Annotated in this window: 16 protein-coding genes and 1 tRNA gene; 5 read left to right on the top strand and 12 right to left on the bottom strand. The window is 55.1% G+C overall.

Annotation, left to right across the window (positions count from 1 at the left end; translation table 11 throughout):
• Together WX88_RS14275 and WX88_RS14270 are read left to right on the top strand one after the other, a co-directional pair.
• On the top strand, positions 1–1,596 hold the full coding sequence (locus WX88_RS14275; RefSeq protein WP_231590704.1) for a family 43 glycosylhydrolase: 1,596 nt from the start codon (positions 1–3) through the stop codon (positions 1,594–1,596).
• A 275-nt stretch (positions 1,597–1,871) separates the two neighbouring features.
• Positions 1,872–2,909, top strand: coding sequence for a LacI family DNA-binding transcriptional regulator (locus WX88_RS14270; RefSeq protein WP_046245056.1), 1,038 nt, complete (start codon positions 1,872–1,874; stop codon positions 2,907–2,909).
• 98 nt (positions 2,910–3,007) lie between these two features.
• Here WX88_RS14270 and WX88_RS14265 read toward each other — a convergent pair whose 3' ends face one another.
• From WX88_RS14265 to WX88_RS14255, 3 genes are all read right to left on the bottom strand, one after another.
• Positions 3,008–3,898: an SDR family oxidoreductase gene (locus WX88_RS14265; RefSeq protein WP_262489842.1), complete on the bottom strand. Its 891-nt coding sequence runs from the start codon at positions 3,896–3,898 to the stop codon at positions 3,008–3,010.
• Positions 3,899–4,133: 235 nt separating this feature from the next.
• Complete coding sequence (locus tag WX88_RS14260) at positions 4,134–5,027, bottom strand: RES domain-containing protein (RefSeq protein WP_046245055.1); 894 nt, start codon at positions 5,025–5,027, stop codon at positions 4,134–4,136.
• Positions 5,028–5,523: 496 nt separating this feature from the next.
• Positions 5,524–7,983 carry a reprolysin-like metallopeptidase gene (locus WX88_RS14255; RefSeq protein ID WP_052732695.1) on the bottom strand — a complete coding sequence of 820 codons (2,460 nt, stop codon included), beginning with the start codon at positions 7,981–7,983 and terminating at the stop codon, positions 5,524–5,526.
• A 604-nt stretch (positions 7,984–8,587) separates the two neighbouring features.
• Between WX88_RS14255 and WX88_RS14250 the strand changes: the two genes are divergently transcribed.
• On the top strand, positions 8,588–9,064 hold the full coding sequence (locus tag WX88_RS14250) for a hypothetical protein (RefSeq protein WP_046245054.1): 477 nt from the start codon (positions 8,588–8,590) through the stop codon (positions 9,062–9,064).
• Positions 9,065–9,543: 479 nt separating this feature from the next.
• Here WX88_RS14250 and WX88_RS14245 read toward each other — a convergent pair whose 3' ends face one another.
• The 9 genes from WX88_RS14245 to WX88_RS14205 form a co-directional block, all read right to left on the bottom strand.
• Positions 9,544–12,129 carry a cadherin-like domain-containing protein gene (locus tag WX88_RS14245; protein ID WP_197076789.1) on the bottom strand — a complete coding sequence of 862 codons (2,586 nt, stop codon included), beginning with the start codon at positions 12,127–12,129 and terminating at the stop codon, positions 9,544–9,546.
• A gap of 282 nt (positions 12,130–12,411) precedes the next feature.
• A complete protein-coding gene (locus WX88_RS30845; protein ID WP_197076788.1) occupies positions 12,412–12,549 on the bottom strand; it encodes a transposase in 138 nt (45 codons plus the stop codon).
• 38 nt (positions 12,550–12,587) lie between these two features.
• On the bottom strand, positions 12,588–13,025 hold the full coding sequence (locus WX88_RS14240; RefSeq protein ID WP_046245052.1) for a hypothetical protein: 438 nt from the start codon (positions 13,023–13,025) through the stop codon (positions 12,588–12,590).
• A 215-nt stretch (positions 13,026–13,240) separates the two neighbouring features.
• The gene (locus WX88_RS14235) at positions 13,241–13,906 is read right to left on the bottom strand and encodes a hypothetical protein (RefSeq protein ID WP_046245051.1); all 666 of its coding nucleotides are present in this window, start codon (positions 13,904–13,906) and stop codon (positions 13,241–13,243) included.
• 98 nt (positions 13,907–14,004) lie between these two features.
• Positions 14,005–15,768, bottom strand: coding sequence for a DUF2326 domain-containing protein (locus WX88_RS14230; RefSeq protein WP_046245050.1), 1,764 nt, complete (start codon positions 15,766–15,768; stop codon positions 14,005–14,007).
• 4 nt (positions 15,769–15,772) lie between these two features.
• Positions 15,773–15,997, bottom strand: a complete 225-nt coding sequence (locus tag WX88_RS14225; protein ID WP_046245049.1) for an ABC-three component system middle component 6 — start codon at positions 15,995–15,997, stop codon at positions 15,773–15,775.
• A 2-nt stretch (positions 15,998–15,999) separates the two neighbouring features.
• Entirely contained in the window at positions 16,000–16,596 is a 597-nt protein-coding gene (locus WX88_RS14220; RefSeq protein ID WP_046245048.1) for a hypothetical protein, read from the bottom strand.
• Between the two features lie 316 nt (positions 16,597–16,912).
• Positions 16,913–17,260, bottom strand: a complete 348-nt coding sequence (locus WX88_RS14210) for a hypothetical protein (RefSeq protein ID WP_046245046.1) — start codon at positions 17,258–17,260, stop codon at positions 16,913–16,915.
• A 273-nt stretch (positions 17,261–17,533) separates the two neighbouring features.
• Positions 17,534–17,607, bottom strand: a tRNA-Ile gene (locus tag WX88_RS14205).
• A 196-nt stretch (positions 17,608–17,803) separates the two neighbouring features.
• On the opposite strand from WX88_RS14205, the gene WX88_RS14200 reads away from it, so the two are divergent.
• Both WX88_RS14200 and WX88_RS14195 read left to right on the top strand, forming a co-directional pair.
• Positions 17,804–18,463 carry an HAD family hydrolase gene (locus WX88_RS14200; RefSeq protein ID WP_052732694.1) on the top strand — a complete coding sequence of 220 codons (660 nt, stop codon included), beginning with the start codon at positions 17,804–17,806 and terminating at the stop codon, positions 18,461–18,463.
• A complete protein-coding gene (locus tag WX88_RS14195; protein WP_316932330.1) occupies positions 18,426–19,718 on the top strand; it encodes a site-2 protease family protein in 1,293 nt (430 codons plus the stop codon). Before WX88_RS14200 ends, WX88_RS14195 begins: the two co-directional genes overlap by 38 nt.
• The last annotated feature ends 58 nt before the right edge of the window (positions 19,719–19,776 follow it).

Below are 19,776 nucleotides of genomic sequence, written 5' to 3'. Positions count from 1 at the left end.
TTGATTTTGCTTTTCCTGGTGGCCAGCCTGCCTGGACTTTGCCAGCAGGCTCCCAAACGCACCTCCGCGCCCAAACGCCCAGCCACCAAAATCATCAACCCCGCTGCCCCTCCGGCCTTTGTGCTGGCCAACCCCGTGCTGCCCGGCGACTTTCCTGACCCCTCCGTGACCAAGATTGGCGACACATACTGGGCCTCGGCCACGTCGTCGAACTGGGGGCCGGTATTTCCCCTGCTGAAATCGAAGAACTTGACGGAGTGGCAGCTCATCGGCCACGTATTTCCGGATAAGGTGCCGGACTGGGCCGACTACTATTTCTGGGCCCCCGAGGTCACCCAGGAAGGCAACAAGACTTACGTGTTTTACTCCGCGCACAAAAAGGGCGGCAACCTGGCAGTGGGCGTGGCCAGTGCCGACCGTCCCGAAGGCCCCTACCGCGACCACGGCCCCCTGGTGGGCGAGCCCGACGGCTCGATTGACGGCTTCCCGATGCGCGACGAGAATGGCAAGCTGTACTTAATCTGGAAAGAAGACGGTAATAGCGTCAACCAGCCCACGCCCATCTGGGCGCAGGCGCTGAATGATACCCGCACTGCCCTCACCGGCGAGAAAGTCGAGCTGTTTCGCAACACCGCGCCCTGGGAGGGCAACCTTGTGGAAGGTGTGAGTATGATACGCCACAACGGCTATTTCTACGCCTTTTATGCCGCCAACGGCTGCTGCGGGCACAACTGCACCTACGGCACCGGTGTGGCGCGCGCCAAAAGCCTCCTCGGTCCCTGGGAGAAGAATGCGGCCAACCCCATCATTAAAGCCACCACGGCCTGGCGCTGCCCCGGCCACGGCACCGTTACGCAGGGCTTCGACGGCCGCTGGTTTTTGCTACACCACGCCTACGCGGCCGAAAGCTTCGAGAATGTGGGCCGCCAGGGTGTGCTGAGCGAGTTTGTGTGGAACACGGCCGGCTGGCCGGAGTTTTTGCCCAGCGACAGCAAGCCCGCCGCTGTTAACAAAACTGTTTTCCGCCCCATCACCGACGAATTCACGGGCGCGGCCCTGGGCCTGAGCTGGCAGTGGCCGGTAGAAGACAAGCCACAATTTGCCCTGCGCAACGGGCAGCTGCAGCTCACCGCGCACCCCGACAAAGGCGGCGCGGCCCTGGGCCGCCACACGCTCACGGCTACGTACACCGCTACCACTACCCTACTCGCGCCGGCCACGCTGCCCGCCGGCAGCACCGCCGGCCTGGCCGCCATCGGCGACCCCAAGAATACGTTGGCGCTCACGGCCGGCGGGGGCAAGCTGCAGCTCTGGGAGCGGCGCGATGGCAAGACCAGCATGCTGGCCGAAACGCCACTCCCAGCCGCTGCCGGCAAGGCCGTGCAGCTACGCGTGCAGGTGAGCGGCGGCAACAGCTACCGCTTCGCCTGGAGCGCCGACGGCAAAACCTGGACCAACCCCCTGGCCGATAACGGCGCCATCAACGGCCAATTTTTGCCGCCCTGGGACCGGGGCGTGCGCATAGGCATGGTAGCCGAAGGTCCAACCTCCGTGACGGCCGCCTTCGAACGGTTCGCGCTGGATAGCCAGCCCTAGCTAGCGGGCAGTCGCTGGCGGATGGTTATTAGTTGTTTGTTATCAGTTGGGTAAAACACGTCTTGGCTCCTGATAGCTACCAGCTGATAATTAGCGCTTAACAACCGTCCGCCAGCGGCTGACCACTAAGCTGAGAATGCCAGCAAAGTTTTCTATTTATTTTAAGCTCCTCAATATTGTAGTTTTGCCAAGCCAGCCAAGCTCAAGGCTTTGCTTGTGTAAAAGCGCTGCTCGACTTCTTTCTATTGATAAATTTTTACTAATACCCGCACGCAGTGGCAGCAAAACGAGCATCCATCGCGGATTTGGCTAAGGAGTTGAACGTCTCCATTTCCACCGTTTCGCGGGCGCTAAACAACGACCCCAACATCAGCGTCGCCACCCGAACCCGCGTGGTGGCGCTGGCGCAAGAGCGGCACTACCAGCCAAACCGCCTCGCCGCTGGTCTGCGCAAGGGCCGCAGCAACCTGTTGGGCGTAATGGTGCCACACATCGAGGGCGCGTTTTTCGCGGGGGTGATGCACGGCATCGAAACCGCGGCCACCAAAGCCGGCTTCCACGTCATGATTTGCCAGTCGAACGAAGACGTGCACCACGAAAAGCAGAACATTGAAACCCTGCTCAATGCCCAGGTCGAGGGCATTCTGGTGTCCCTCTCCCGCACGACGCACGATTTCAAACACTTCGAAAAAGTGCGGAAGCACGGTGTGCCGCTGGTGTTTTTCGACCGCATTCTGGAGGGCACCGATGTAAATGCCGTCGTAATCGACGACCACCAGGCGGCCTACCAGGTCGTGCAGCACCTCATCGAGCAAGGCCACCGGCGCATTGCGCATTTTGCTGGCCCGCAACATCTCAATATCTACAAAAACCGCCGTCAGGGCTACTTATCGGCCCTCTACACCCATGGCTTGCCGGTGGAGGAAGAGTTGATTTTCACCTGCGATATGACGCTCGACGACGGCGTGGCGGGCATGCAGCAGTTTCTGGGGCTGCCCGCCGCCACGCGCCCCGATGCCGTGTTTTCGGCCAGCGACTTTTCGGCCCTCGGCGCCATGCAGGTACTGAAAGAGCAGGGTCTGCGCGTGCCCCTGGATCTGGCCCTGGCCGGCTTTAGCAATGAGCTGTTTACCTCCTACATCGAGCCGAGTCTGACCTCCGTCGACCAGCGCTGCGAACAAATGGGCCAGTCGGCTGTGGACATGTTTCTCGACATGCTGGAAGTGCGCACCGATGCGCGCCGCACCCGCCGCATTGTACTGCAGCCCAAGGTGTTGATTCGGGATTCATCCGTGCGGCATCCGGCGGCGTAAGGCAAAGCGGGCTAGGCTTTTTGGCGCTTGCGCCCCCGCGTGAGGGCGCTGATGGCCATGCCCAAACCAGCTACCGCTGCCAGGGCCAGTGCCGGGTGTTACTGCGCCTTCACGTAGAGGCTGCCCGAGCGGCACCAGCCGTGGTGGGTGCCCCGCTCGGGCAGGCCGTAGTCAGGCCGGTACAGGGCATTGTCGTCCCGGCTGCGCGAGGGCCGGTCGTCATGCTGCGAGGGGTACATCCAGGCTTCCATGATTTTGTCGGTAAGACGCTCGGCCACGCTGCCGAGCATGGTAAAAAACTTAGCCTGAAAGCCTATGAACAGGTCGCGCTTCGGGTGCTCGGCCGCAAAGAAAATGGCTTCGGCCACGGTTTCGGGGACGTACACCACGCCCACGTGCGAGGGCTGCTTGGGCAAGTAGTTGCGGGCGTGCTCATTGTAAGGCGTATCGATGCGGCCCGGGTGGATGAGCGTGACCGAGACCGGGGCATCTTCCTTTTCCAGCTCCATGCGCAGGGCATCGGTCCAGCCGTGCAGGGCATGCTTGGAGGCCGAGTAAGTGGACTGTACCGGTGTGGCACGGTCGCCAAAAAAGCTGCCGACGTTGATGAGTGCCCCGGCACTGCCGCCCTCTTTAAAATGCTTCACCGCCAACCATGAGCTGTACACGACGCCCCAAAAGTTGGTGTCGAACATGCGCCGCATGTCTGGAATGGACACTTCCTCGCAGCTACCGAAGATGGACACACCCGCGTTGCTCACCCAGGTGTCGAAGCCGCCAAACTCGGTAATGGCCGCTTCGGCAATGCGTATCACGTCTTCTTCCCCCACGTCGGCAATCAAGGCAACAGCCTGGCCGCCCTGGCGGCGGATTTCTGCTGCGAGTTGTTGCAAGGCATCTTCATTGCGGGCAGCCAGTACGAGTTTGGCACCGCGCTGGGCCGCCATGCGGGCCGTAACCAAACCAATGCCGCTGGAAGCGCCGGTGATAACAATGGTTTACTGAGAGAGTAGTTTGAGCGCAAGATTCATAGTTGGGTGGAGCAAAAGGATGGGGAAATATCTTGCTTGTTGTATGAGGGTCCGTACCGATAGAAACACGAGTTCAGCTCGCTGGAAAGACGGAAAATGAACCGTAGCGCGGACCTACAAAGTCCGCGCCTGAACGATATCCCAACAACCAAGGCACCCTTCTCCTCATACGCGGCTCCCAGCGCCCGCACTTCTAGCATTGCCATTTACCGGCGGTCAGCTGGCAGTCGGTGGCGGTGCAGCCTTCGCGCAGCACCCAGTTGCCAGGCTGCCCCCGCCAGTTCAGATTGCCATCGGGGTCGGCACCGTGCGCGATGTCGAGGGACGTCACATCGAGAGTGTCCGTATCGGGCGAAACGTGGTTGACCCGCAGATGCTCCACGTATTGCAGGGCCAGCTTGCCGGTGTCGAGGCAGTTAGGATGCAGGGCCAGGTTGTGGGCCGGCGAAGTCATGGCCGCGGAAGGATAAAGCAGCCCATCGAAGGCCTGGCCCAACTGGCAAGCCTCCGCCACAGCAATGGACAGCCGGTAGTGGTGCTGGTTGTCGTCGTCCACTGTTTTAGTGAAGGTGCTGGTGAGGAAGGCCGCCACGTGGCGGGTAGGAGTCGGCAGCTGCGCCAGGGCACGCTGCAAGGCCTTTTCGCGGTCAGAGTGGGGGTCGTCGGCGCAGGTATCGGCGTAGCCAAAGCTCAGAATGCGCAGCGGCCGCTGAGCCTGCCAACGGGTAATAACAATCCGGTCGCCGGGCTGCACGTGTGCCTCAAAGAAGGGCGGATGCCAGGTGGCGCTGCAATAGAACATGGGCGCCCCGGCCCGGTTGGCCCGCTGGTCGTGCCGCACCCGCTCGGCCGGCGGGTACGATACGTCGACCAGCCGGGCCGGCGGCTCGTTGCACAGAATGCCCCGGTACAGCAGCAGGCCGGGCGTAAATTCCAAGCAGCGCAGCGGCTGGCCTTCCAGCAGCTCGCGCACCCGTTGGGTTAGGTCTTCGATGGAGTGCTGCCGCAAATCCAAGCCCCGGAGCGAAGCTAAGCGGCTTTTTACCAGAGCGTGCGCAGACGGAGAATCGGAAACATCGCTTTTCATCGATAATAAATCAAAAGGCTGCTTCCTTAATTTGATAGATTAACAGCAAAAATGCCCGCAGTAGGCAGGCATTTTTGGCAGCAATAAGCAGCGCTCAATATTCTGAAGAAGGATTCTAGTTACGCTGTCGTCAAAGGGTATTACCCATTCACCAAATTGCAATAAATGTAGCAGGCCCATATCAAATACAGGAAATAATCAGGCTTATTCATTAATTACGAAGGACCATTACATACGCTTTATCAGCGAGCATGTTCAAGTTTATAAGCTCTGTTACCAATTGAATATTTATTAGTTTTTATTAATTATTTACCTCTGAACCTCAGACAAATAAGACCACTTTTTTTGCTTATCAGATTTGCTAATCGCATAAAATACGGAACCAGGAATTACGCATAAATACGCTGCAAATGAGGACTTATTACCGTTTTATCCGCACTACTTGAATTAGAGTCCCCCTTTAATAGCAATTTATCATCACGGCCGGAGTTAGCCTTTACTCTACGGCCAGCTGCCGGGCCTGCCCCCCGCCGCGCACTAGGTACAAGCCCGGCACCAAGCTAGCCGGTAGCTCTAACTGAAGCGGCCCGGTGGCCGGTAGCGCGGCCGTACGTAGTACCCGGCCGGTGAAATCCAGTAGCTGCACCGACTCACCGGGGGGCAAACCGGCCACAGCTACGGTACCGCGCGCCGGGTTGGGCCACACCTCCAAGTGACTAGCCAAGCCGATGGGCACGGGCACGGCTCGCACTGGCGAGAAGGCCTCACTGCCATCCTGGTCTATTTGGCGCAGCCGGTAATACACAGTGGGGCCGGGGTAGGTAGCAAGAGCGGCGTCATCAAACGCATAGCTCGTGGGGATGCTGCGTTCCCCCTGCCCGGCCACCCAGCCCAGGCGATGGAAGTTGGAACCATCCGAAGAAGCTTCGACCGCAAAGCCGGCGCTGTTTTTCTCCGAGGCCGTAGTCCAGGTGAGGTGAGCCGTCGTGTGCCGGGCATCAGCACTGAAAGCGGTCAATTCCACGGGCAGAGGCGTACCGGTGAGGGTGAGGTTGGCGTTGTTGATGGCGAAGAAAACGTTGTTCAGAGCCTGGATTTTCAGGCGGCCCTTGGTAGTAGCCACGTTGGGCAGCTGCACCTGCGCCGTGCCATCGTTGGGAGTACTGGCCAGCAATACGATGGGAAATGTGAGGCCGCCGTCGGTTGAAAACAGGATTTGCACGTCGGTGCAGTTCACGGGAGGTAAGTCGGTACCCAACACACTCCAGGTCACGGTATAGAGGCTGTTCGACGCGGCCGTGAAAGCCCGGCTAGGAGCAGTAACTTTAAAGGGGCCGGCTGCGGCCACGGCCATCCTCAGGTTGACACCGGCCACGCCCCCACCCCCGCTCCGATTGTCGCGCGCCGTAAAGCGAAAATTGAGCGGACGAGCCACTTTCGGCAGGATTTCGCCCAACGAAACCGTATTATCCAGAATACTTTGTAGCACTGGAAACGTGCGAACGGGGCTGGCCACCGGCGCAAAGCTGCGGAACAACGGCGGCCCCGATACGTCGGTAGCCGCCCCCGCCAAGCCGCTGGGGTTGCCCCGGTCCAGCTCCTCCCAGGAGTAGGTAAGGGCGTCGCCATCGGGGTCGGTACCGCTCCCGGCTAGGGCAAAGGGCGTACCGATGGGAATGGTATACCTGATGGACGGCACGCTCACGCTCGGAGGCTGATTATCGGTGGGCGTGAGCGTACCGCAGGTTAAGTCAGGAATAATGGCGCTCAGGCTGCCGGCGTGAAAGTAGTTAATGCCAGGCCCCACGTCATCGGGCGCACATCGCGAGTCATACGACATAATCGTGTTGCCAGCGCCTGGCTCATAGGCCGAGTATGGCTGCCGGGTGCCACCAGCACAGTTGCCCTGGTCACTGTTAAAAGTATGCTCAGCGCCAAGCTGATGGCCGAGTTCGTGGGTTACGACCGTAGCCATCAGCCCCGGCGAATTACCAGTAGAAGCGCCGCCCCCTGCCCAGCCTGGCACGCACACCACCCCCGTATAGGCAATGCCTGAGTAGCCTCCGCTCCGGTATCCCAACACGTGCCCCAGGTCATAATTAGCTGCTCCAACAATCCCATCTATAGAAGTCATATTGGTGTCCATTAAACTCTTAGGGTTGCTGTTATCGTAAGGGTCAGTGGCCGCATCAGGGTAAATAAGCAGGTCATTATTGGCAATAAGCTGAAGCCGCAACGACAGCTCCCGCTCATATACAGCATTTACAGTATTCACCAGCGTCACCATCTGGGCCATGGTACCAACCAAACTTCCGTTGCCAAAGCCTGGGTTCTGATAAAACTCGCCGGTGGCGGCCAGCGCCAAGCGCAGGGTGCGCAACTCCCTGCCGTAAGGGTCTGGCGGACTAGCTGGGAGACCTGTCAGTCGCTTGGCCCGGCCTGGCGCTGGCAGCGCCTGACAGGCAAAATCAACCGTCGCATCCGCACGGCTTTGGTAGAGGTTGGGGGCAGCGGGGTCGGCGGCTAGGCTAAGCGAGCCACTGGGAATAAATACCTGCGCATGAAGGCCCACCGGTGATATTTCCAGGCGCACCGACGTGGCCACATCGATTCCCCGCCCGGCATAGGCCCGAATTTGGGGGTAGCGCGCGGCCAGCGCCGGGGCCATCACCGGCACTTGGGTGATGGCAAAGCGGTGGAGCGTACCGTCCGGGAAGGGCAGGTCCAGGGTAACGGCTTCAGTCGGTCGGGTTTCGGGTGGGACCGAGGCCAGACGAGCCATAAGCTGGGCCTCATTCAATCTAAACCAACTAGCCGGCTTTAATTTATCTTCTGCACCGCGAGCTACGGGAGCCGGCACGGCCTGCCACAACGACCCTCCGGACTGAGCGTATCCCAACTGCACCAAAAGCAGAAACGGCAAAAGGAGCAAGGTGAAATGATGCGTGGTTTTCATAATCAAAGTCGGAGGGCAATGACATTAAATGTGAAAAGACTGGTAGCTAATACGGCACCTTTACATGCGGCGGCGCTTTTTCGGGTCGAAACATATTAATTCGGTCATCAGGCACAGTGTTTATTACCGCCACCGTGAACTCAGAATTGACAAGCTTAGTCTCAAATTCATAAAATAATTTGCGCATCGCACTATCTCACTACTGGCAACTGCAAGCACGCCCATAAATGAAGGGGAAAATGGTTATTAAAAAATTAAATTCTCAGAAAATGTTCAGGAGCTAGCCGGAAAATATTTCAGCCTAATATTCGATTAAGACTCTCCTAAGAATCGTTTTCAAATAATGGAAACTTTGAGAGGATATATACGCCAGCTTGTGCTCTATGAGTAGTACTAAATCACTGCCTATTACATATAACGGGGTTATAATATCACCCAGCAAGGGAAATTGATGAGATAATAGTGTAAACTACAGACAATAAGTGTTTTTTGAGTAGTGCATACCTATTTCTCACCAATGCAATGGCACGCCAGATAATTTGGCGCCGAGTCGTGCCAGCTACGTTAAGCCCGCATTGTAATGACCTGCGCGTAACTTAGGCCCATGAATAGAGCCCTTCTACCTGCGGGGATGATGCTCTTCGCAATGATTGGGTTGACTCCCATTTATGCGCAAGCACCCACTCCGGAGGGCAACCGCATTGTCCTGGTTAAGCTAAACCAACCACCCTGCAAATCACTCTCCAGCGATGATATTATCACGGCTAGGATAGCATACCGCATCGCCGAGGCCGAGCAGTCTGCCGACGGCTTTGCAGTTTCCATCAAGTTTCAGGGAACCGACCCGCGCATGACCTTCTCGGTGACAAGAGGACGCACAAGCACGCCTACTCCTGACGGCACGGCAGTCACCCTGCGCAGCGACACGCTAACGCTGACCTACCCGATGGCAGCCATCATGCAGGATGCGCGGCTGCGACGCCCAATTACGTGCTATTTCTACCTGCACCGTAACATGGGCAAGGGGCGTAGCATCGTCATTGCCCGTACGCCTCCAATTGTATTTCGAGAGTGCCTGTAGCTGGTGAGTAGGGCTTGGCAATAGTGTCACTGCTCGTAGCCTCACCGTTAAATCGAGCGCTTATGCTTCTTCCCCGATGCCGCCCGAGTCAAGCATAAGCATACTGGCGCCGGTGTGGCGGGTGCATACGTACGTGTGGTGAGGTCTGATAGAGCGGTACGACCATCTCTATGGCCTTACCGCGCACATATGCACCCGCATCAGGAGCCAACGCAGGCACCCGGCGTGTTTCAATGGCTTAGGCTTACGCATACCCGTGTATGCAGTTGAAGACGAGAACCGAACTGTTTTTTAGATACTCTGTAGAGCGCGATTCTTTCAGCCGTTGGCAAAATGAATTTCTGTTTCTACTAATCGGCCAGTGGGTCGTTCAACTGAAGTCAGCACCGCCGCTTTCGTATAACCAGAGCAATCAGCCCTTGAGACCGAGTTCTGTAACCGCCACGGTCGAAATAGCGAAAGAAGGAAATAAGAGCTCCCTATTTCTGAATCGAAACGCGCAGGTGCTGCACCTGCTGACCACTTTGCAGCCGTACGAGGTAGATACCCGCGCTTAGTTCCTGTGCTTCCACGGGTACTTCGCGCTGCTCGCCAGTGTGCAATTGGCCGGTGAAGAGCGAGCGCACCCGGCGCCCCTGCAAGTCGAACAAATCAAGTTGCGCCGGGCCCTCGCTGCCTGCTAAGACCTGCACCCGGAACTGACCAACGCTGGGATTAGGCGACGCCTGCAACAGGGTGGGGCCAGTGGTAACGAGCGAAGTAGAGCGTGCGGTAGCCCGCTGAGTCTGGGGGGAAGAGCCCACTTCCAGAGTGACCCTGCCAGTGGAATAGAGAATGGGCACGCAGGGTTCCAGTCCGCCATACTCAACTACGTAGCCAGCCGTGTTGCCCCCGGTGTTGCAATTATCCACGTCGTTCCACAGGCCCGAGTGGCCGTAGAGCTGGCCGTAGTCTTCGCCCTGGGGGCGCCATTGATTTTTATAATCGTCGGGCTGGTTAGGGAGCCAGTGGCTATAGGCCGCGCCGATACCGTTGGCTCCGCCGCGCCAGAACAGTTGCCCCGCCTCCGGGCCAGTCTGCCAGCGCCACTCGCCTTCGACCCCGGTATCGGAGGCGCCAAACCAGTAGGCGCCGGGCGCCCGCCCCACAAGGAAGTCTTTTTCGCCGACAGATGTGATGGTGGTCAGGTAGCCCGCCATGCCCTGGTAGCGCCGGGCGGCCGCGGCGGCCCGCGCATCGGCCCAGCAGATGCCCGGGCCGCTGACGAACTCGTAGTAATGCCCGGTGCCCGGGGAGGCCAGCACTGGGCCCGCCTCCTGAAGCAGATAGGTGAAGGTGGCCGTGCCCACAAAACCCGGCCGGGGAGTGTAGGTGAAAGTGCCGTTGGCGTTGCGCACCAGTGTGCCCGAGCTGGGCGAGCCCACGCTCGCCACCTGGAGCGCCCGGCCTAGGGGGTCGGAGTCATTGGCCAGGAGTTGGGCGGGCGCAATGGTGAGCGGGCCCGCGCCCACGGTCAGGCGGTCGGCAGAAGCCACGGGCTGATTGACAGTGCTATTAGTACAGGCCGATGGTGACGACTGGGAATATTTGATGGTCACAAAGTCGGTGCTAAAATCAGCGTCTTCCGAATCCCCGGTCACGTAGAGGTTGCCCGCTGGGTCCAGGGCCAGGGCAATGCCATTGTCAGCCCCGTTGCCGACCGGGCCATTATAACGGGCCTCCCAGAGCTGCTGGCCGGCGGGCGAGTACTTAACCGTCGCATAGTCTTTGGCGACAGTGCCGGTCACGTACGCGTTGCCTGCCGCGTCGACCTCCAGGTCACTGAAGGAGTCTGAGCCGATACTCGGGCTCTGATTTGTCCAGAGCTGCTGGCCGCCAGAGGAATACTTTGTTGTAATAGAGTTGCCAGTGAGGAAGCTATAACCGCTCACGAACACATTCCCTGCGGCGTCCAAGGCCGTGGCCGTCGGATAGACCCCGCCGCTGGCAGTCCAGAGCTGCTGCCCACTGGGGGAATACTTGACCGTGACATATCCGCTCGCAGTGGTACCGTCCTCATACTGGATATACCCGCTCACGTAGGCGTTGCCCGCCGGGTCCACGGCGATAATGCGCCCTTCGTTATAGGTATTACCCGGGGTATTGTAACGGGCTACCCAGAGTTGCTGGCCGGTTGGCGAATACTTAATGGTGGCAAACTCGCTGGAGTTGGCCATTCCGGCCCGATACGAAATCCCTGTCACGTATACATTACCCGCCGCGTCCAGGTCCAGCCTTTGGGCGTAATCCCCATTGCTGTCGGGGCTGCTGTAGCGGGCGGCCCAGAGCTGTTGTCCGGTCGTAGAATACTTCACCGTAAGGTAATCGTTTTGGGAGTCGCCCGTCACGTAAACGTTGCCCGCCGCATCTACTTTGAGGGAATACAATCGCGCATTGGTTTGGACCGTCCACTGTTGTACGCCGCCGGGCGAGTACTTCAGAATTACCGTGCCGCCCACCCCTTCTGCCGCCACATAGGCATTCCCAGCCGCATCGACGCCGACAGCCATTCCATAGGTTGAAACCACCCGTAAGCCAGCGTACCGGGCCCAGACCTGCTGACCTGTGGGCGAGTACTTAATGGTGAGCAGGTCTCCACTAAATGTAGCTGATAGGCCCGTCACGAACACATTACCTGCGAGGTCGACGGTGACATCACGGGCCAGTTGCAAGCTGGCGGTGCGCGCAGGAACTGGCTGGTAGTGGCGCGCGACCCATTCCTGGGTGACTTGCTCCACACTACTATCAGCCCGTAACGGCGTAGCGGTCATACCTGTAGAGAGCAAAGCCGGGTGGGAAGGCTGCCGGGCGGCCTTGCCCAGCCGAGCCAAGAGGCTCCCGGTGGCTGGGGAGGAGCTAGCTGCCTGATGCCCCCGGTACGGGGCCGGTCGGACGGTCCCTTGCGACGTGGAGGCGCGTTTTTCCTGAGGGGTTGCATGAGGAAAAGGCAGCTGCCGGGCGTAGCCCATCAAAGAGAGCAGCAGACTCCCCGCTAGCAGCAGAGCTGGGGTAAACATTTGTTTCATGGTCCAGGAGTATAAGGGTGACAAGAAAAAGGCCGAGCCCGCAAGCGGGGGATGGGCTTGCTCAAGCTTGGTTATTTGAGTTTCATTAAAGCAGAGTTCAGCATCAGGGAAAGGCATATGCGCCTTCTAATACAAAAGAATACATTTCTAATGTTTATATACTGCGTATTAATACCTGATTTGTTCAGCGCGTTCCCCGCTACCTCCAATTAGCTCTTTCTGTGACCACTTACTATAACCATCTCAGGAGCCGAGGTAGTAGAGCAGCTTGGGGCTGATGCCCTACCGGGTACGACCCAACTGCCGGGCCGCCGCCTGTATGCTGCGGCTCTCGCTGGCCAGACTTAGCGCCTCGACCTTAAATTCCTCGTCGTACCTGCGCCGTTTGTCGGGTGACGCCCCGCTCTTTTTTGCCGTCATCACAGAAGAAATAGACGTCTTCCTTCTATCCGTCTTGCCTAGACTACCTCAGCTATTTGGGTAGAATTTATCAGCGTCCGCTGACCATTCTTCTCGATAAGAATAAAGGGAGAGGCAACCATGCGTTTGAAAAGAGGATAACGACCACCATGGCCGTTACGCGTGTGAGGTAGCGTTTGCCTCAATAGCACCACTTGCAGGGCTCCATCGACTGCTGAGCCGACAGCCAGACTGATGGGCACCACGCTGGCCCCGCAGCGGCTCAGCCCGCGGCAGCCGGCCGTGGCGTGGTACTTGACCGTGTTGCCGCTGTCGCAATAGTACACCTCTGTCTTGGTGCTGCGCGTGGTCTTTGCCTTAACTCTGGTCCCCGCGTGGTGAATGACCGTTTTGCGGGTGGTCCGCGGGTGGGTGGTTTGGGCCGGCGCGGTGAAAGAAAAGCCCAGGATGGTAGCGAGGAGTAGCAGGTGTTTCATGGGAGCAAGGTAAGGAAAAGCCCCACTAGGTGGGCTTGTCCTTACCCAAAACTCAAACGCCTTGCCGGCCATGTGGCTGGAAGAACATTTTTGCGCGGTTACCTATCCGATGTGGTGCTTTTCAAGCGAGGTCAGCCGGCTCAAAAGGGTCTTTGCGTTGCTTCGGGAAAGCCGGAAAAAGATTTGGGTAAGGACAAGGTGGTGCGGGGCTTCTCTTATACCGTTTTGGCTAATCCGTACTTGGATAGGTCTGCTCGAATGGCACCACAGACGCCAACCAAATATTCCCGATATTCTAGAATAGAGGCGATGTAGTTTTCTAATGCGTGCGTGAGTTCTGCTTCCTTCTCGTGGTAGGAGTGCCCTAAGTTTTGCTTACTCTGCGATTTAATGTCCGCTTCATTGAAAAGCCTCCAGATCATCTTTTTATCAGTAGCAACATCAACGAAATGCTTTTCGGCTACGATGAGGCGGCCTGCTACGTCTCCTGTTTTCTGCTCTAGGACTTCTTCTTCAAAATAGAGGTATGCCGTGTTGAGTGATTTGGAGGAGATGGCATCAGCAGCTGCCTGCAGGTCTTCGGACCTTTTCAGTAACTTGGCGCTGTAAGCATTGTCCGCTTCCTCACCGAAATCTGCCGTCAACAGGCCTGCCCGTAATAGGTCTAGTTTGTCAATGATGGAAACCAATCGACCGACGTATTGCTCAGCGGAGTCGATGCGCTTGGCAGCGTATAACTTGCGGAACTCCTGCTCATGGTCGGCCTTGCGCTGCTCAACGTCCAGCCTCTTTAGCCGCACGTTGTGGCGGTTAGTAATGAACAATACGGCTACCGTAGTAGCTAGAGGCAGAAAGAGATTGAGAGTTGCTTGCCAATCCATGGGGATGCCTTTTCTGAATAGATATACTTTACGGCTAACCTACAAAAAAGCCCCAGGGATGCTGGGGCTTTTTTGTAGGTTAAGTCTTGTGCGAAAAATTAACTAAAATTCATGCCAAAGAGTTTGCTGGAAGGTGATAGAACAAGTATTGCTTGGTCTTCTATCAGGGTTGGGTCAGCTAGCTCTTTATTGCCAAAACTATCCTCTAGTGAACCTTCTTCATTGATAGTAATAACGTATTGGAATTCTCGTCCATTCTCTACTACCTTATTAACAAATTCGATTACTGAGATAAAATGCGCTTTATCAACTCCATCAAAAATACCATCATGTATAAGAAACCGCGGAAAATTCTTTGTATGAAGGATATTATTAGTTGCCACCGTTAAATCATAAATGAGAGTTCGGCCGCTATTTTTACCTTTACCGAACATATCAGGCAACTTTATCTGTATGTCTAAGAACCGTTCCTTAGCTTGGTCAAGAGTTAATGTAAAACTAGCGGAGTCGTCTGGCTCGACGTATATCGAACTCAAAACGCTATAGAAGACATCATACAAGCTTTGTATATCCTGCTCATTTTTCTGAATGAAAGAAAAATAATCAGCCTTGACTTGGCTTAACCTCACTTCCAGCTTACTTTTCTCAGAACCTATCTCATTCAGCAATTTATAGTTTGCCTGGATGTCAGCCAATTGCTGTCGTCTATCATTCAATAAATAATAGGATTCAGTAAGGTCCTTTAAAGCGTTTTTATTAGACAGATATGTAAACAGTCGCGCCCTCCTTTCTTCAACGCTTTTAATCTTCTCTTCGTTAGAAGAAATAACCTTTTGTAATCTAGTAATTTCTTCCGTTAGAAATTGCTTTCTCGATTCATGCAGCCGTTTCCTGAATTCAATAGCATCTTCGAGCGTTTTTTTAACTTTGAACGCTAAGTCTTCAGATACCTCAGCAAATATCTTTGAGACACGCTGTGGGCTAACTTTAGTGTCTTGTTCAAAACTTGAGGCATAATCAGCCAATTGCTTTGAACTCACAACATTCTCAAGCAATATACTTTTAATCTGTGCCGTCAAGCTGTTAGCTTCGCCCTCGGAATCTTTGTATTGCTCTGCAAGCTTAAATGAGTCAATAGATTTTTCTAGGCGAGTAACCTGGGCTGTAAGTTTGCCAATTTCGTTGGATACTTGAGCAGCATCTTTCAACTTGTATTTATTAGATACTATTTTCTGAATCTGCTTTATTGCAGCCGCAATCTTTTTCAACTCTGATTGAACCTCAAATGTGTTCTCTGCTAAGTTATTATCTAATCCAAGTAAGTAGAGGTGGTATACATTTAGCTCCAACTCCGATAACTCGGCTATGTATTTCAAAGGGTCGTTAAAAATCCCTTTTTTAAAACGCTGAATTTTTACATAAAAAGCTATAAGTATTCGAAACCATTTACTCTCAAAAACACCCGTGTACCCATCTCTAGCAAATATGAGATTACTGAGAATGTCTTTTACGTCATCAAAATCCATCTCCTTTGCATATCCAAGTTCGCCGAACTCTACAACTTTGGGTTCCTGGACCGACCGCTTTATCGTATACAAAACGCCGGCAATCCTGAAATTGAGAACAATTTTATAGTCGGATAAAATCTCTTTTGCAGCATCTAGTCGCGGGTTCTTAGATTTTTGGATTGAGCCCAGTAAACAAAAATCTACAAGGTCTAAAAAAGTAGATTTGCCAATACTATTCAGCGACTCCTTTGGATTGTCGACATCCTTTTTTCCGTATATAAAATTACATCCGTTCCTGAATGAAACAGGTTGGAATAGGCCAGCAGGCTCAGAGAAAATGTTGATTAAGTACATTATGCTATACGATTGAGTAAATCGTGCTTTCCTTTAATTCAATCGCTTCGATGAGATAGAGAAAAACTAGCGCATCGTTAAAAATATCTAATGGCAAAGTCCTTTTGCTACTAACCTTCCTATACAATTCATCAATATTATAGTTTTTTTTACCTAATAAACTCAATAGCTCCGAAGCAATTACAATCGCATTCTTCTGTAAATCGCCATGCTTAGTAGGTGTCAGCATAATTACCAGAGGCCAAGTTGAATCACTTCGGAAGGAGTCTTTTCAAAAATTGTACAATCCTCGAAGAAAAAAAGCACTAGTGCTTTAGCCATACTTGTGTAACGCGCATTAAGTTTTTGATTCGAAGGAATCACCGCTTCAAACAATCTGTGAAGGTTTTCTAATGCTGACAACCCATCCATTTTATTTACATTATATAGGCCGAACATGTGGCTATGTAATTCAGCTTGGTCTTCACTGTCCAAGGTCTGAAAATAATCCTCAATCATCTTGAGTTTTGGCAACACATACTTATAGTAATTAACTACAGTAAGCACCTGCTCCATGGCGAAGTTTATTTTTATTTTTTCCGAGGTTTTTACCCACCCAACAGGAGGTTTACTCTTGTCATAGTTATTACAATCACTTATATTATCTATAACATATTTGAATATTACAGCAATAACACCCATTTCCTCGACAACTGAGACTGCACCTATGTTGATTGTACCATCATTATGTAGTACGCCATCGTTAGCAATGCCATCAAAGTTACCCCCGACGAACAAATTACCAGTAGAATTAGTTGCCTCTTGGCTAATTTTATTAGCTTTATCCATTATAGTTACCCCCTACAAATCGGTTACCGCTACCACTCTTATTAACTTGCTTTATATCAGAGTCTTTCACACTGGAAGTAATTCTATTCATCTCGGTATTTAACGTTGTAATTTGGGACGTCAGGGTCTTGACTTGTCCAGCTGCACTCCCAGCCTTTATAAGGGCTATAATGGCAACTACTAGCGAGCCTATAGCGCAGGCAGCCATTATCCAGTCGGGTAAGTTTTTCATAATAAATGCTTTGTTTAGTAAATCATTTGCTTTTGAAATCGAATCAGGCTACCAGCCAAACGGGCACCACGCCGTAAACCTCCCTCACCTCCCAAATAGAGTGAATGTCCTTCCGGGCCGCGGTGAACGACCCGCCAGCGCCACCCGTGTGGCGTGCAGCGTCAGGCCCTCCGAGTTGAATTTGAATAGGTCATTAGCAAAAATAGCCCTAACCGTCACTGTATCGTCATAGTCCACGACGCATTTCGTATTGTGTAGGTACTCCCACTTGCGTTCCGAAACAGGCCAGGCAATCACCTGCTGGCCGTCACATAGGCTGGGTTCCACGATGAGAGAGTGCCGGCGCTCAACTGTAATAGGAGCCTTCACGGCACCACCAGCCAGCACTAGACTGGCAATGAGTAGAAACTTTTTTATGGTAGAATTGAACAAAGGATGATGATTAAGAGCGGAAAGATAAGAAGCTGCCGGATACATCTTGCAATCAACTCGGTGGTACTGTCGACTAAGTTATGCCAGACATTATACTTCCGCAGTTCAGCAGCCGCCTAGCAGCACACCAAGAACACCCTAGCGTATGTGGCGTGGCCCAATGTATAGCAGATAGTAGAGGTGTTAAACCACTCAACGGTCATAATTAATGAGTGCTAATATGGGTGCGAATCAACAAAAAAGCCCCCTACGCTATTGTAGGAGGCTTTTTTGTGGGCCCACTTGGAATCGAACCAAGGACCTGCTGATTATGAGTCAGCTGCTCTAACCGATTGAGCTATAGGCCCGGTGCTGGAGGTAGTCATCTTTCACCTCAACCCTTGCCGTTGCCGGCCCTCCAACGGCACAAAAGTACGACCTTCGTTAGAAAGTTGCTAGCTCTTGGCGGTTAGTTGTAGGTTGCGGACGACTTTTTTCCTTAACCATCAGCCAATCATTAGTTCATACCAACTAGAAAACAACACCTTACACTTAATTCCTCACATGTTACCACACCTGTTATTTGATTTCGGCGGCGTCATTATTGACATTGATTACGAGGCCACCCCAGCGGCTATGCGCAAGCTGAGCCGGGTCGGTAGTACTATCGCCTTCAGCCAAGCACAGCAAGCGGAGCTGTTCGATAAGTTCGAAACCGGCCAGCTTTCGCCCGCCGAGTTCCGGGCCGGGCTGCGCGAAGCCTACGAACTCGACGCCACCGATGCCGAACTTGATGCCGCCTGGCACGCCATGCTACTCGACGTGCCCGCCGAACGCCTCGCCCTGATTGGCGAGCTGCGAAAACAAGGTCACCAAACGGCCCTGCTCAGCAATACCAACGTTCTGCACATTGCCGAAATCAATCAGCGCCTGGCTACCAAATATGGTTTCAAAAACGGCATCGCTGATGTCCTCGACCGCGTATTTTACTCCCAGGAAGTGGGACTCCGCAAGCCGGGGGAGGAAATATTCCGGCACGCGCTGGCCGAAATGAACTGGCAGGCCGCGGATACGTTGTTCATCGAGGACAGTCCGCAGCACGTGGCCACGGCCCGTCGCCTGGGGTTGCGGGTGCTGCACCTGGCCCCACCCCTCACTATCATCACTGCCCTGCCCGAAGCCATCCGTGTCTTTCCCCGAGAATACGCCCCCGCCCATTCCTGAGCCCGGCTTTACCGGCTTCCCCACCGGGTACGACCCAGCCGCTACGCCAGCCGAAGCCCTACCGGGCATGCCTCCGGCCGAGGCCAGAGCCAGACTACTGGCAGCCAGGGCGCTGTTCCACCGTTTCGAGCGGCCCGAGCCATCGCCCGGGCGCACGGCGGCGCTGCACATCGGCCTGTTTTTAGTGACGCTCATTACGACTACGCTGGCCGGTATCGAACTGACGCGGGGCGACGTAGGCTTGCTTCCCCTTGACGTATTTCAGCTGCGCGGGGCGGCGCTCAGTGCTGAAGTTCGGCGCGGGCTGTGGTTTGCGCTGCCCTTTTTGGGGGTGCTTACGGTGCATGAGTTCGGCCACTATTTCACGGCGCGCCGCAACCAGGTGCGCACCTCTTTGCCTTACTACATCCCTTTTCCAATGGGGCTGGGCACGTTTGGGGCCATCATCCGCATCAGGCAGCGGATTTTTTCGCGCCGCGAGTTTTTTGATATTGGGCTGGCTGGGCCGCTGGCGGGCTTCCTGGTAGCGGTGCCGCTGCTGATTTACGGCTTCACGCACCTGCCGCCGCTGGATTACCTGTTCACCATTCACCCCGAGTACGCCCCGTACGGCGCCGATTATGCCCGCTACGTGTACCCACCCGGCGAGCAGGGCCTGACCATTGCCAAGCCCCTGCTCTACCGACTGCTCGAAAGCGCTTTCGCCAACCCCGCCCTCCTGCCCCACCCCAACGAGCTGATGCACTACCCCGTGCTGCTGGCCGGCGCGCTCAGCCTGTTTTTCACGGCGCTCAACCTCCTGCCGATGGGCCAGCTCGACGGTGGCCATATTCTCTATGGCCTGCTGGGTCGGCGACGCTTCAATCAACTGGCACTGGTGCTCTTCATCGGCTTTATTTTCTATGCCGGGCTGGGCCTGTTCACACTGCACAGCGGCTGGCAAGCCTGGCTCTACGGCGGGCCGGTCTATGCCCTGTACCTGGGCCTGATATTTTGGCGGGTGCTGCCCACGCCGCGCCGGGGACTGCTGCTGGCGGCGGGCATTTGGGCCGCGCAACTGGCGTATACGGTGGCTGATCCAACTATTCTGGGTAATCCCGGCTGGTTGGTTTTTGGCTTGCTGCTGGGTCGCTTCACCGGCATCTATCACCCGCCGGCGCCTGACGAGCGCCCCCTAAGCCCCGGCCGCAAGGTGCTGGGCTGGGTGATGGTGGCTATTTTTGTGCTGTGCTTCACGCCAAGCCCGTTCAACTAGCTTTCAGAGCCTATCCACCCAATGCTTGACCGTCCTGCGGAGGCCGCCGGAGCATCAT

The organism is Hymenobacter terrenus, from assembly GCF_000972495.1.
GTDB lineage: Bacteria > Bacteroidota > Bacteroidia > Cytophagales > Hymenobacteraceae > Hymenobacter > Hymenobacter terrenus.
Note: the sequence above shows the minus strand (reverse complement) of the source record. Positions and strands in the feature narration are given on the sequence as shown.